The 13,026-nt window shown below is 27.0% G+C and carries 15 protein-coding genes; 5 read left to right on the forward strand and 10 right to left on the reverse strand.

Features of this window, described 5'->3' with window-relative positions; genetic code table 11:
• Positions 1 to 201: 201 nt before the first annotated feature.
• A complete protein-coding gene (locus tag QMG30_RS19300) occupies positions 202 to 714 on the forward strand; it encodes a hypothetical protein (protein ID WP_281818278.1) in 513 nt (170 codons plus the stop codon).
• Between the two features lie 163 nt (positions 715 to 877).
• Here QMG30_RS19300 and QMG30_RS19305 read toward each other — a convergent pair whose 3' ends face one another.
• The 3 genes from QMG30_RS19305 to QMG30_RS19315 all read right to left on the reverse strand — a co-directional run bounded on the left by QMG30_RS19305 (position 878) and on the right by QMG30_RS19315 (position 4,369).
• Entirely contained in the window at positions 878 to 2,098 is a 1,221-nt protein-coding gene (locus QMG30_RS19305) for an IS256 family transposase (protein WP_281818279.1), read from the reverse strand.
• An 88-nt stretch (positions 2,099 to 2,186) separates the two neighbouring features.
• Complete coding sequence (locus QMG30_RS19310; RefSeq protein ID WP_281818280.1) at positions 2,187 to 3,056, reverse strand: hypothetical protein; 870 nt, start codon at positions 3,054 to 3,056, stop codon at positions 2,187 to 2,189.
• Between the two features lie 53 nt (positions 3,057 to 3,109).
• Complete coding sequence (locus tag QMG30_RS19315; RefSeq protein ID WP_281818283.1) at positions 3,110 to 4,369, reverse strand: hypothetical protein; 1,260 nt, start codon at positions 4,367 to 4,369, stop codon at positions 3,110 to 3,112.
• Between the two features lie 556 nt (positions 4,370 to 4,925).
• Here QMG30_RS19315 and QMG30_RS19320 point away from each other — a divergent pair.
• Complete coding sequence (locus QMG30_RS19320) at positions 4,926 to 5,405, forward strand: hypothetical protein (protein ID WP_281818284.1); 480 nt, start codon at positions 4,926 to 4,928, stop codon at positions 5,403 to 5,405.
• A 205-nt stretch (positions 5,406 to 5,610) separates the two neighbouring features.
• Here QMG30_RS19320 and QMG30_RS19325 read toward each other — a convergent pair whose 3' ends face one another.
• The 7 genes from QMG30_RS19325 to QMG30_RS19350 all read right to left on the reverse strand — a co-directional run bounded on the left by QMG30_RS19325 (position 5,611) and on the right by QMG30_RS19350 (position 11,857).
• Complete coding sequence (locus QMG30_RS19325) at positions 5,611 to 5,943, reverse strand: hypothetical protein (protein WP_281818287.1); 333 nt, start codon at positions 5,941 to 5,943, stop codon at positions 5,611 to 5,613.
• A 78-nt stretch (positions 5,944 to 6,021) separates the two neighbouring features.
• Positions 6,022 to 6,561: a riboflavin biosynthesis intermediates N-glycosidase gene (gene ybiA, locus QMG30_RS25015; RefSeq protein ID WP_309298656.1), complete on the reverse strand. Its 540-nt coding sequence runs from the start codon at positions 6,559 to 6,561 to the stop codon at positions 6,022 to 6,024.
• A 123-nt stretch (positions 6,562 to 6,684) separates the two neighbouring features.
• On the reverse strand, positions 6,685 to 6,888 hold the full coding sequence (locus QMG30_RS25020; protein WP_309298657.1) for a hypothetical protein: 204 nt from the start codon (positions 6,886 to 6,888) through the stop codon (positions 6,685 to 6,687).
• Between the two features lie 143 nt (positions 6,889 to 7,031).
• Positions 7,032 to 7,475: a DUF6678 family protein gene (locus QMG30_RS19335; RefSeq protein ID WP_309298659.1), complete on the reverse strand. Its 444-nt coding sequence runs from the start codon at positions 7,473 to 7,475 to the stop codon at positions 7,032 to 7,034.
• 280 nt (positions 7,476 to 7,755) lie between these two features.
• Positions 7,756 to 10,080, reverse strand: a complete 2,325-nt coding sequence (locus tag QMG30_RS19340; RefSeq protein WP_281818291.1) for an ATP-dependent DNA helicase — start codon at positions 10,078 to 10,080, stop codon at positions 7,756 to 7,758.
• Between the two features lie 488 nt (positions 10,081 to 10,568).
• Positions 10,569 to 10,970, reverse strand: a complete 402-nt coding sequence (locus tag QMG30_RS19345; RefSeq protein WP_281818293.1) for a hypothetical protein — start codon at positions 10,968 to 10,970, stop codon at positions 10,569 to 10,571.
• 344 nt (positions 10,971 to 11,314) lie between these two features.
• Positions 11,315 to 11,857: a DUF1492 domain-containing protein gene (locus tag QMG30_RS19350; protein ID WP_281818295.1), complete on the reverse strand. Its 543-nt coding sequence runs from the start codon at positions 11,855 to 11,857 to the stop codon at positions 11,315 to 11,317.
• A 165-nt stretch (positions 11,858 to 12,022) separates the two neighbouring features.
• Between QMG30_RS19350 and QMG30_RS19355 the strand changes: the two genes are divergently transcribed.
• Genes QMG30_RS19355 through QMG30_RS25330 form a run of 3 tightly spaced genes read left to right on the forward strand, consistent with a single transcriptional unit; the run spans position 12,023 to position 12,994 of the window.
• The gene (locus tag QMG30_RS19355; protein ID WP_281818296.1) at positions 12,023 to 12,454 is read left to right on the forward strand and encodes a helix-turn-helix domain-containing protein; all 432 of its coding nucleotides are present in this window, start codon (positions 12,023 to 12,025) and stop codon (positions 12,452 to 12,454) included.
• Between the two features lie 30 nt (positions 12,455 to 12,484).
• Positions 12,485 to 12,772, forward strand: a complete 288-nt coding sequence (locus QMG30_RS25325) for an ImmA/IrrE family metallo-endopeptidase (RefSeq protein WP_281818298.1) — start codon at positions 12,485 to 12,487, stop codon at positions 12,770 to 12,772.
• 30 nt (positions 12,773 to 12,802) lie between these two features.
• A complete protein-coding gene (locus tag QMG30_RS25330) occupies positions 12,803 to 12,994 on the forward strand; it encodes a hypothetical protein (RefSeq protein ID WP_434784577.1) in 192 nt (63 codons plus the stop codon).
• Positions 12,995 to 13,026: the final 32 nt, after the last annotated feature.

Genomic DNA, 13,026 nt, shown 5'->3' on the forward strand with positions numbered 1-13,026 from the left:
TATGAGGCTATTTTTTATAGCGAAAAAGGGACTTAAAAATAAATCAACTGAAATAATATGCTCATAAATAGTAAAATTATTGGGTACCTAGCTTATCTAAGAAAGTATATGAATATATATTTATATGAATGTAATATACAGTAAATATACATTAAAAAAATAATATATTTAAACTTAATATTTGTTTATGGAGGTATGTCAATGAAAAAATATATAAAATATATTCTAAGTAGCATAGTTATAATATTAATTATATTATATATTAATTGCTTTGCTCCCCAAAATTATAGTAAAGTTTATAATGGTATAATGTATAGGGCTGGAAATTCAAAATATGAAGAGTCTATAACTGTTAAGTTAGAAGGACAATACAATAAGAACTGGTTTGCAAAGAATAAGTTTAAAGGGACAATATATATTAATGATAGCAAACTTCCTAATGTTAAAATTATATGGGATAAAAGCGGAAAAGGATCTATAGATTATTGGATAAATAATTATTTCTATTCATATGGTTTAATTTATATAAGTAAAAATTTAGAGAAAATAATTATTTGTGTTTATGAAACTGATAATATTAATAAATCTACTACACATTGGAATACTGTAGATGGATTAATAATATCAGCACCAGCAAATAATAGGAAAGAAGCATTAATAATTTCTAATGATTTAATTAATCAGGAACAGGAAAATAATATTGTTATATATTGAAGTAGGGGTAACCGAGGGTATAAAATAATTTCTGTAAATTCGCTTTCTATGATAAGTTTTAGATATGGGTACTATAACACTGTACTCATATCTTTTATTTTACTATATGATATATTTTTGAACATGTCAACAAAACCCTAAACATTTAGGATTTTAAATTGACTTATAAACGTCCCTCAAACATAATTGAGAGTTCTCCATAAACTTTTCCCCAATACCTGATTGGCATATTCCATTTTTTAGTTGCTTCAAATGTTGCTAAATACAGAGCTTTCAACAATGCTTTATCACTAGGAAAAACACTTCTTGAACGGTTAAGTCTACGATATGTACTGTTTAGACTTTCAATAGCATTTGTTGTATATATAACTTTACGTACATCAGCTGAAAATTTAAATATTGGGCTGATCACATCCCAATTGGCTGACCAACTTTTCATTGAATTAGGATAGCTTTTCTCCCAGAATTCTGTAACTTCAAGCATTCTTTCATGAGCTATTGATTCTGATGGTGCCTGATATATGGTTTTTAAATCGGTTGCAAATTTCTTTTTATCTTTGTACGATACGTATTTTAATGTGTTTCTTACTTGATGGACTATACATCTTTGGTATTCTGTTTCCGGAAAGGCTACGTTTATTGCTTCTTTTATCCCAGATAAACCATCAGCACAAAGAACTAATATATCCGCTACTCCTCTGTTTTTCAATTCATTTAATGTTCCAAGCCAATATTTGCTACTTTCATTTTGTCCTATTTGAAGACTTATAACTTCTTTCATTCCATCTTCATATATTCCTAAAATCAAATATGCAGCAAGCTTTTTTATTACATTATTATCTCTAACAGAAAAATGAACAGCGTCTATATACACAATAGGATAAACCCTTGATAAAGGTCTGTGTTGCCAATCTTCAATCTCTGGCAGAAGTTTATTGGTTATATTAGATACCATACCTTCACTTACCTCAAAACCATAAATATCATCTATTTGGTCTGATATTTGCCTGGTTGAAAGTCCTCTAGCATACATAGCTATGATTTTATCTTCTATTGAATTTATTTCCTTCTGACGTTTCTTTACTATTTGTGGTTCAAAAGAAGAATCTCTATCTTGAGGTACCCTAATATTCATTTCTCCATATTTACTACGAATATTTTTGGATTTATGTCCATTACGAGAGTTGGTATTATTTGTTCTTTCATAGGGGTCGTAGCCTAAATGATTGTCTAATTCCGCTTCTAACATGCTTTGGATTGTACCACCAAGTAAGTCTTTTAATGCATCTTGAATGTCCTCTGCTGACTTGATATCATACTCTTGTAAAAGAGCAGCAATGATATTTTGTTTTCCTTCAGATAATGTGTTTTTTCTTTTACCCATAAAAATAGCCTCCTATATATTTATTTTATCATAGAAAGCTATTTTTTCCATGTTTTACAGAGTTTTTTTCACACACTCTTATCAATAATTATGCTTCCACTTCATATGTACGATATATAATATTCGTTATTTCGTTATTAATATCATAATGCAAAATAATATAATAACTCGAACTGTCTTCAATTATTACGTAATTATCTTCTTCATTATCACGATAACTTTTATTAAGTGAAGTTACAGATTCATATACATTATCTCCAACATGAAACAATCCATTAATTGTAATATTTTTATCTGATGTTGATATATAATTAATAACCATATATGTTGGATCAAAAAACACCCTTGTCTCTCCTTCGTCCCCGTTCCTAAATGTAGCAATTAGATCCCTAGAATATTCACCTGATTCACTGACGGTATAATCATATCCCATGATATTAATAACATTACTTAATGGTTCACCAATTCTAAAACCATTAATATCCCATTCTGATTCTTTATAGTATCCACTATATTCAACATTATCAATGTATCTGCTATCGATTAATCCAAATACATGCTCTTTATTATACTTGACTAGAACCCATTCCTTATTATTAGAATCGATAAAAATATCTATTATCTGCACTATCTCATTTTCTTGAATAATGTATTCACTACTAGGATTAGTAATAATAATTGATTGCATATTCACTTCTTTATTGATTATCCCTATGCCATATAACTCTTTATCTTCTTTTAAGGACATATTTGTACTAGTTACAGGTATAATCTCATTATCAATAATTTTATCATTATCTTCAATAGTGTTTGATTCTATAATTCTAACTAATTCCTCTTTTGTTTCAGTCACCTGCTCTAATTCCGATTTTAACTCTTTGACCTCAATTGAATTATGGATATATAAAACTAAAATTATTGTTAGTATGATTATAGAAAATATAGTTTTTTTTTTCATTATTCACCTCCCTTTATCTGAACTGTTAATTAGTCACAATTCGTATATGTAATCTAGTAAAGATGATAATACACAAAAGAATAAATATTATCTGAATCTAATGTTTTGTCATACACATCCCAAGTTGTATCATCACCTTTTCTTATGGAAATATGTGTATGTGAGGCAAAATCGTAAGGGTCAGAATTTGCCCCGTATCCACTTTCAGAACCAATAGGGTCATCATATGAGATAGGACCAGATGTGATACGATCGCCTACATGTTGTAAAGAAACTGTATATTTATATGAACCAGTACCACATACGTATACAATTCTACCATAATATGCTTTAGAAATTTTCAAAGTAGCATCTCCTGATATTGAAGGATCGTCACTAAAGGTTGCGTAAACGGTTGAACCCCTACCATAATCAAAATCAATAGCTTCATGAGGCCACTTTCTGCTATTTGAATAAGACCCCCACATGCTTTCTGAAGAATATGATTCAGTTGTATTATATAATTTTTGAAATAAAACATTAGCTCTAGCTCCATATGTAATATTATTGTCACCCCTATGCGTGTTTGTGTCTTCCAAGAACCAATCACATTTATATCCTGAAACATTACACCAATAATATTTTAAATACGTAACACCATCTCCACCTACTTTCATTGTATAAGTAGTTGAGTTGTCAGGAGGATCATTAATTGGTCCTCTTGAATTAAATTTGGATATAATAAGTGGTTCTTGTACTACTAAATTTTTTGCTGATTCCAAGTCACTTAAATAAATTTGCTCTAAAGCATCTTTTATTTCATCATTACTTCTATCTAATATAGCCTTATATGACCCATAGGTAGATTTTAATCTTTGAGCATCATCTACTTTTAACCCTTTTTGGGATAATTCAATTATTTCTTTATCCGTTGGCAAATATTTTTTCATTGATTGCTCTGTGTCATATTCATAATATTTTCCATAAGTCCAATTATCCAAATCACAAACATCTAATTCTGGATACAATTTTAATATTTCACTAATTGTATCTTTTCTCAATAATTGATTATTTTTAATATTTCCTTTCGTATTAATTTCTTCTTGTTTACTTCTTATATATGCTTCCATATTAATTTTAGGAACACTAATGTCCATGGATGATTCTTGTAATAAATAATCTTCCCCTTCAGTACCTAATTCATCTAAAATACTATTAGCTCTTTCAATCAATAATTTATCATCATTGTTGTAATCTTTTGCATTAATATTTATTACAGTATAACTACATATTAAAATAATAGATAACATCACACTAATGATAGTTTTTCTCATTTCTATTTCCTCCTTTTTTAATTATAATATTATTTAAATATTGTTTTTATATTAATACTGCAGCATCAATAGCAAATTATTTTATTCACCAAAACTTTTTCCACTTTTTCTATTTATTATACACCATTTTCTTCTAAAATTAAATATTTTTTCTAATTTATTGCTAAATTAATTTAATATTTTATAATATATAAATTTATAAATTAAATATATTTAAAACTTTATTTTGTAATATATATGATTTTTTAAATCATGTATATTTCTATCAATATGACTAATCGTATTATAATCTTATACTAACATATATTATATTTTTTAATTTGAAATTACAAAAAAAATTATACTTAAATGATTTTTGTAAAATATCCTATTCTATATATACTTAGTTAGCACAAAATATTTAAAATTATTATACTATTTATATGGACTTTAAATTGAATGGAATATCAAGTGATGTGCTAACACTCATACTTTCTATCAACTTATAATGATGCACTTTTTTAAAAATTTATATTTACAGGTTAGAATAAAATAAAATTCGCCTACAAAAATTAAGATGAAAACTTTTAAATCCGATACAGATAATTGTGTTTACAATAGTAGTGGAGATTCAATTGAAGAGTTAATTAGTAAAGCAGATGCATGCATTATAGGAACTGTTACAGATGAATATGATTTAAGCGATTTTTCAGTAATTCAAATAATTAATGTAGATCAGACTATTAAAGGTAATAATATTGATAGTCAAATTAACCTGTTAAGAATGAAAGGGCACCAATTAGAAGAAGATATAACATACACTCTTCTTATCGCAGAACGTGGATTATCAGAAACTGATGATATTTACTATGTTCTAGGAGGTTATGAAAGTCTTATTTTCAAAGAAGAAAATGGAACTCTCACTGCTATGAATAATAGAATAGATCAAGATTTAAAAGAGGTATTACAACAGAATAATATAAATACATTTAATCTTGATACTAAAGAAATATCAGATACAGAAAAACTTATTAATTATATACAAGGACTAAATTAATTTTAATAAGAATAAAGTATAGAAGACAGGTATATTAAGGGAATTTTTCCATCTTAGCAATTATAAGCTTGGGTGGTTTTTTATGTTTCCAGCATTTATTCTACCATTTTTTTCTATTACAAAACATATTTTATTTTCGTCAAGATTTATTGAAATTATATTGTAAAAGATATAGTATAAAAATCATTCAAAAATACTATATAACTTATCCTTTACAATACATATAATAAAATTCTTGGTATATATGAGCTAACTGGTCAAAATTCAATTTTTTATCTAAGCATTTTTCTAGCAATCTTATTAAGTTAATTGATTCAAAAACTCCATAATCTACATATTGGTCAATAATCCTAAGTAGATTTTCTCTAGCATACTTATCTTCATAGTTTATAGATATCAAATCTATATAGTCATCATAAGATACATATGTCATTATAGTATCGTTATAGTAAATCCAATCTTCAAATTTATAAATACTGTTATTATTATAAATAAGATCGTATATCCATTGCTGAAGTTCAATTAGTTCTAATTTCATAGTTGGTCTCCGTTAAATATAAATTTTTGTTGTATTATCATAGAATTAATGGTTTATCGTGATTTTTTTCTACTTCAATTAATCAAATTGCTTATGCAATTTTTCATAATCTATTTTATTCTCATTTTCACATATCCTAATAAGTTCATCCCTTACTTCCATTAAGGCAAAACCTAATAAATTTTGTCCCTTCCATAACACAGGATTATTTGCATTATCATGATCTGCTGATAGACCTATCCCCCATATCTTATCATATGGACTTGCTTCTACAAGAATCTTATCCTTTGTTTCCATTAAAAATTGTTTTAAATTTTCATCTTGTATAAACTTTGCTAGGTTACCATTTAATATAATACTTGGACTGTATTTTTCCCATTTGGTATTATCAAATCCCCTTACTTGTCTTCCAAGTTCTTTTATTTGCTTAGGACTTTTATCTTTTAATATCTTATCTAATATTTCGTGGTCATTAAATAATCTAGCCTTTTCTGCCATCATATATTGCTCCATACAACAATATGTATCTGTTTCAATCGCAAATGAACTTTTCCACCATTGGCTCATGCAACTTTTTATAATTCCATCTGTAGCGGGCTGATGCCCCCAAAAAAACATATATTTAAGCTTTTTACCTTTTCTAAAATCTTTCTGTATTCGCTCAAGATTATATTTTAATTTACAATCCTTATTCCATAAAAGTATGTTGTTTTCATAAACATCTTCATGTGTATCATTGTACTACCCAAGCCATCCCTTTGGTTCTGGAAACATACTTTCATAATTATTTTGTTCAATATCACTTAAGCTTGTATACCACTGATAAAAGTTATAAACATAATCTTCGCCATATCCCATACGCCATCCTATACTGTATCTGCTTATATGTGGATACATAAGCCATAGTGGTGGCATAGGGTTGTTTAAACTGTATGTTTGTTCCATTGTCTTGCACTCCTTTTCTCTACTAAAAGAGGACATATTGATTTCGCTTTGTCTATCTAATTATCGCTTTTACTCCATTGTATATCTGCATTGATTCTTCATCTAACTCAATCACAACAATTTTCCTATAAAATTTTAATAAATTAATTGATGTTTCTATCACTCGCACATCTATAGCCATATATTAGAAATGCCCCATCTTGTTCATGATAAAATATATTGAATTTATGTAATAACGCAATGAAATCTTTCGTTTCATCAATTATCTGATCCTCTACATATTTACCAATTTTCTTAATATATCTGGGTCTGACTTTTACCCATTCAATAGCGTAATATGGTCTCATTGTCTCTTCACTCCAGTCACCCCAATAACATACATCACTATTAAATCTACTATCTTGTGATTCTTCTAGAACATATTTCATCTCAAATGGCGGTGGAAATAATAATTCTCCAATACCTTTCCGTAATTCAGTCCATTTAGTATTATTCATATAAGAAATCATTTGCCTTCTATTAATTTCTTTTATTACTTTTTCCTTGTATTTACGGTTTTGGTCATTGATATACATTTTTTCTCCCATCACTAACACTAGTACCTTCTATAATGGATATAAGGTATTCGTATTTACTGAACTCCTTAAAATATCTATTATGCATTTCATTAATCTAACTGAAGATAATATTAATACTATATAACACAAGTAATCAATTGTATAATAGCACAAGGCAATATCCAATAAATATTATTATAATAGAACTGACTTGTTTACGCAATTCATCCTTCTGAATTTACTATTCACTAAAATTCCTCCAAATAATCACGTATAATTTATCATATGTATAAGTAATACTACTTTATCTTCATTTGAAATACTCAATGCTTTTATTATCTTGTATAAATTTTTTCACATCTTCTATATCATTAGTAACTTTACATTCAGGTAATGCATTTATTACTCTACTATAATAATCTTTTTTAACATTCATTCTACTGTCTAATATTGATATAACACCTGTATCTGTTTCACTTCTTATAAGTCTGCCAACACCTTGTTTTAACTTGATAATCATTTCAGGTAATATAACCTTATCTTTATATTCATGAAAATCCTTATAACATGTTTGTTCATATTCTGATAAAGGATCAGGTACAGCAAATGGAAGTTTAACTATTATAATCGACGATAAAATATCACCACTTATATCAATTCCTTCCCATGCTGCACCTGCTGCAAATATAACTCCATTTTTACTTATTTTAAATTTGTTTAAACAATTATTATATCCCTTTCCCATTTTGATCATTGAGTGCTTCTTCACTAATTTTGTTATTCTATTGTAGACTAATTCCATTGTTCTATATGAAGTGAATAAAACCATTGCATGACCATGAGTTGCTTTTATAATCCTTGCTATCTCACTAGTTATTGAATTAATATATTTTATATCTCTTGAATCAGGAAATGGTAATCTATCATTGATATACATTATGGTTTTTTCATTATAATTAAAAGGAGAGCTTTTACTTACTTCCTGTAACTTTGCTCTCCTTTGATTATTTGGTATACCAACTAAATCAATACCTGTTTTATGCTTAAAATATGTAAATGAACCTCTTTCTGATATTGTTCCAGATGTCAATATAATAGGTATTCTATTCATCCATAAATCACTATATATAATTTTATTAAGTTCTTTTGGCACCCAACATATACTTAATTTATTTTTATCTTTGTTTTCTAACTCCATCCAATATGTTATCTGGTTATTGTTAATTAATATATCTAGCTTTTCTTTTGTTTCCAGCAATAAATTAATTGTATATCTAGTTAATTCATTTTTATATTTTAATTCATTTTTATCAAGATTGTAGATAATGCTGTTAATGTTATAAATGATTCTTCTTATTAATTTTTCTGTACTTGTCTTAATTATAATCCTGTACCTTTCTGTTTCTTTTCCCTCATCATTTATGATAGTTCCTAATAGATCACTATATAGCCATTCAACTCTGCTCTTTAATTTTTTTGTATATTCTTTAACTATATGATCTTTTTCCTTATTGAATCTAATCTTAGTTATTAAATTAATTAGCCTATCAATTTTTGCTTTTTCTATTTTCATTCCATATATCTGTCTAGCTGCATTAATTATTTTATGACTTTCATCTATAATCACTATTGAATAGTCTGGAATTATTTCAGATTTATTTTCACTCCGTTTTTTAATATCAGCAAAATAATAATTATGATTACATATCTGGATATCATAATTGAATGATTTTGCATTTTTTAAAAATCTATTATATCTACAATATTGATATTGGGGACATCTGTTATTGCATTTATCTGTTACATTTATCCTGCTTTTAACGTATTTATTTATTTCATCATATCTATCAAGATCCATACCATTAACTCCAACATCTAATAATCTACTTAATATTTTAAATTCCTTTTTATCCTTTTTAAAAGGAATTGAATCTACACAATCTTTTAACCTCTTATCACATATATAATGACTTTTTCCTTTTCTAATAACAGCTGTTAAATCTCTATATAATATTCCCTCTGTTTTAAGAATTCTAGAAATAAGCGGTATGTAATCTTCTTTTATTGCCTTTTGCAGTGTAATACTTGATGTTGATATAACTATAGGTAATACATTGGTTACATAACTGGAAAATCTACTTATTATAGCTGCTATTAAATATGAAAAAGTTTTGCCAGTTCCAACTTCTGCTTCACATAAAGCAATCCTATTGTTTTTTATAGCATCATACATAGTTAAAGATAAATCTATCTGGCTTTCTCTTATTGTGAAACCATACTTAGGTAAAATAGTATTAAAAATATATCTAATCAACTCTTTATTTCTTTCAGTATCTTTAACACTATTATCTATTACAATATTGTCTTGCTCTTTTATTATAGATAGTGACAGTAGTTTTTCTTTTACATCTTCATATTTTTCTTCACTAAGTTGTTTTTTACTATGATATAAATGCTTAGATTCATTAGTTATTACATTAATAACATTATAACTATAGGATTTACCTGTATAAAATTCAGATAGTATAATGTTATCAATCTTAAATCTTATCTTTGAATCTTTTTTAATTATTTTCTTATTAATTAAATCATCTCTTATCTCTATAAATCCGTATTTATCTTTTTCAATATCCATTTTTAGTTCCTTCCACCTCTTTATATTTAGTAACTGACTATTACATCAAAATAATTTGATACATTAGTCAATGGCTAAGTTTTATTAATATATCATAATATTTAAGCAGCAGTTAGGTAATCTGCTCATAAAAAAATCTCTATATTCTCTCTCAAACATAGATATTTATTTTCCAGTATCTAAACTAGCTACCCTCCATAGGATGTCTTAGGACTAGGTAGAAGTATCATTATTTTCCCTTATGAGTCATTGCAAATTATTCTTCCTAAAAATAATTTCAAGGCAAAACTTATCGCTAGAGTGTATACTCATTATTGCGGTTTTCCTCGTGTCGCTTTCCTTACGGTCATAAGGTAACGTACTTAAATATAACTTATAGATAAAACAAAATACGCTCTATCTTTTTTCAATGTTCAGGTGAAGGAGAATACCCCTTCACCCTTTAGGACATAGAGAGCATATTTTTACGGAAACTTTTTATTATTTATTTAATTATTTTTTGTTAATTCACAATTTATGTATTTATAGATTCTTTCAAGCTTATATTGGATAGAACTAACAGGCATATTATATTTGGTTGAAAGCTCCTTGTATTTTAGTTCATTTACAAAACGATCTTTTATTAGTTTTTTATCAAAATCTTCTAAACCTATTAGTAATGAATAAAGTCCTTGTAAATAAATATCCTCAATAACTTCATCTTCTATAGAACTCATATTCAATAACTCAAGTACTTCCATTCCCTCAATTAATATAGCATCCCATAATATTTCTTTTCTTCTGTTTTTCCTTTTTCTAGATTCTTCTTCTCTTTTAAGTTCGTCTAAACATCTTTTAATTTCTTCTTCTACTAAAATTTCAGTACCTTCATAATTAATTTTAACTTTCATCTTCCATAACCTCCGATTTTTTTGTTTTAATTAGGTAAAAAAACAAAGGTTATGGACTACGGCATCTAATTTTCATTTTTTCTCCTTTCTTAAAAAAGGGCATAAAAAAAGAGCCACACGTAACTGTGCGACTCAATTTCATAATTCCTATAGGTCTTATGATTTTAAAAATGGGTATAAAAAAAAGCTCCTCAAATTATTAGTTATAGAACTCTGTTTATACCCCTATATTCAAAATTTATTTAAATAAATTTTGTTATAACAAGTATATCAGTATTAAAATATTATGTCAGTACCAAGCAAGTCTAAATCTAGTCTCATTCTAGTTCCATTATAGTCTCATTCTAATATGTAATAAATCCCACTTTTTTTAATTCTTCAGCTAATTGAGGTATTAAATAACCCCATAATATTGTTCCAAGTAAATTTACTGCTTTCTTTTTTTCACGAAAATATGTAGACCTAGATATTGCTAAATAATCTATCATTTCATCTGTAGTACTTTTATATTGTGCAATATAGGTTTTATATAAAATATTATAATATCTCTCACCAATATTAGGGTAAGATTTTACCATTTTCATAGCTTTGTTAATTAAATTCACAAGACTCTTACTGTTTTCTATACTTCTTAATCTATTATCTAATCTTGATCTTGAAACATATAATTCTACATCAACTAAACTATCTATAAAATTATCTAAATTTTTATGAACCTCATATTCACATTCCTCTTTTATCAACTGGATATCATTATTAATTCTCCATAATACATTTTCATAAAGAGAGAGAAGAAGTTTAGTATTATGATATACATTTGTATTTATCTTATCCTTATTACCTAACTCTAGTATATTAGTATGATTTTGATGATATATATGCTTCATATGAATACCTCCATTTCTAGTGCTTTATCTTGACAAAAACTACTTTCTAGTATACTATAAAACAAGAAGTTCACTTCTAATTTTAGAACAATGATTCTTGCTTGTCAAGGATAAACAAGTAATTTGTTTCTATAAATAAGAAATTAATTGAATGGAGGAATATATATGAGTTTTGGCAATAAAATCAGAAACCTAAGAGCAGAAAATAAATTAACACAATCAGATTTGGCTTCGAAACTTGGAGTTTCTACAAGAACGATATACAATTATGAAAAAGGTAATCTATTTCCTAAAGATATTAAAGTTATTAAGGGATTAGCCGAAATATTTAATGTAACCACTGATTATATAATGGATGAAATTGATGTGAAAATTATGCCTGAAGAAGAAAGTACTTTTATTAATTATGCTAAAGACAATTTTGGATACAAAGGAAAAAAAGAAGTTGAACAGCTTATTGAAAAAACTGCTGCTATCTTTGCAGGTGGTACATTATCAGAAGAAGATCAGGATAAGTTTTTTGAATCTATAACCAAATTATATTTTGACGCTAAAAGAAAAGCAAGGGACAAGTACGGTAGACAAAGTAGTAAATAATTTTCTTATGTTTTATGAGCAGGTGAATTTATGACTAATTATATTGTGAGAGATGTTAATAAATTGATTATGAAATACAAAACAAGAAATCCTTTTGAAATAGCTGATGATTCGAATATTACTGTAAAGTACAATGATCTAGGAACACTTAAAGGATTTTATTTTTATCAGTCTAGATTTAGATATATTGTGATAAATGAAAATATTAAGAATAGGCTAAAACCTATTATTTGTGCTCATGAATTAGGACATGAAAGGTTTCATCAGAATTTTGCTAAGTCAAAAGCTTTACAAGAGTTTTCTTTTTTTGATATGTAATCCAAACCAGAAAGGGAAGCCAATTTATTTATGGCTGAACTTCTTGTTACAGATGATAACATGATGGAGCTTATGAAAATGGGGTATTGTTATGAATTTATTGCTCGTGAAATTGGGGTTCCCGTGCAAGTTGTTGATTTTAAGGGTCAGATGATGAGGAAAAAATGCTTTGACATAAAGCCTTTTGTGGAAACTAGTGCTGATTTTTTGAGATATTATTGATGAAGCTTTAATCAACTAAATATATATAATCG

It is taken from the genome of Vallitalea longa (assembly GCF_027923465.1).
GTDB classification, from domain to species: Bacteria; Bacillota; Clostridia; order Lachnospirales; family Vallitaleaceae; genus Vallitalea; species Vallitalea longa.

What these genes read in the sequence shown, in the direction of transcription:
- QMG30_RS19300 (WP_281818278.1), top strand. Translation starts at nt 202, where the DNA reads ATGAAAAAATATATAAAATATATTCTAAGTAGCATAGTTATAATATTA.
- QMG30_RS19305 (WP_281818279.1), bottom strand. Translation starts at nt 2,098, where the DNA reads ATGGGTAAAAGAAAAAACACATTATCTGAAGGAAAACAAAATATCATT.
- QMG30_RS19310 (WP_281818280.1), bottom strand. Translation starts at nt 3,056, where the DNA reads ATGAAAAAAAAAACTATATTTTCTATAATCATACTAACAATAATTTTA.
- QMG30_RS19315 (WP_281818283.1), bottom strand. Translation starts at nt 4,369, where the DNA reads ATGAGAAAAACTATCATTAGTGTGATGTTATCTATTATTTTAATATGT.
- QMG30_RS19320 (WP_281818284.1), top strand. Translation starts at nt 4,926, where the DNA reads ATGAAAACTTTTAAATCCGATACAGATAATTGTGTTTACAATAGTAGT.
- QMG30_RS19325 (WP_281818287.1), bottom strand. Translation starts at nt 5,943, where the DNA reads ATGAAATTAGAACTAATTGAACTTCAGCAATGGATATACGATCTTATT.
- ybiA (WP_309298656.1), bottom strand. Translation starts at nt 6,561, where the DNA reads ATGTTTTTTTGGGGGCATCAGCCCGCTACAGATGGAATTATAAAAAGT.
- QMG30_RS25020 (WP_309298657.1), bottom strand. Translation starts at nt 6,888, where the DNA reads ATGGAACAAACATACAGTTTAAACAACCCTATGCCACCACTATGGCTT.
- QMG30_RS19335 (WP_309298659.1), bottom strand. Translation starts at nt 7,475, where the DNA reads ATGGGAGAAAAAATGTATATCAATGACCAAAACCGTAAATACAAGGAA.
- QMG30_RS19340 (WP_281818291.1), bottom strand. Translation starts at nt 10,080, where the DNA reads ATGGATATTGAAAAAGATAAATACGGATTTATAGAGATAAGAGATGAT.
- QMG30_RS19345 (WP_281818293.1), bottom strand. Translation starts at nt 10,970, where the DNA reads ATGAAAGTTAAAATTAATTATGAAGGTACTGAAATTTTAGTAGAAGAA.
- QMG30_RS19350 (WP_281818295.1), bottom strand. Translation starts at nt 11,857, where the DNA reads ATGAAGCATATATATCATCAAAATCATACTAATATACTAGAGTTAGGT.
- QMG30_RS19355 (WP_281818296.1), top strand. Translation starts at nt 12,023, where the DNA reads ATGAGTTTTGGCAATAAAATCAGAAACCTAAGAGCAGAAAATAAATTA.
- QMG30_RS25325 (WP_281818298.1), top strand. Translation starts at nt 12,485, where the DNA reads ATGACTAATTATATTGTGAGAGATGTTAATAAATTGATTATGAAATAC.
- QMG30_RS25330 (WP_434784577.1), top strand. Translation starts at nt 12,803, where the DNA reads ATGGCTGAACTTCTTGTTACAGATGATAACATGATGGAGCTTATGAAA.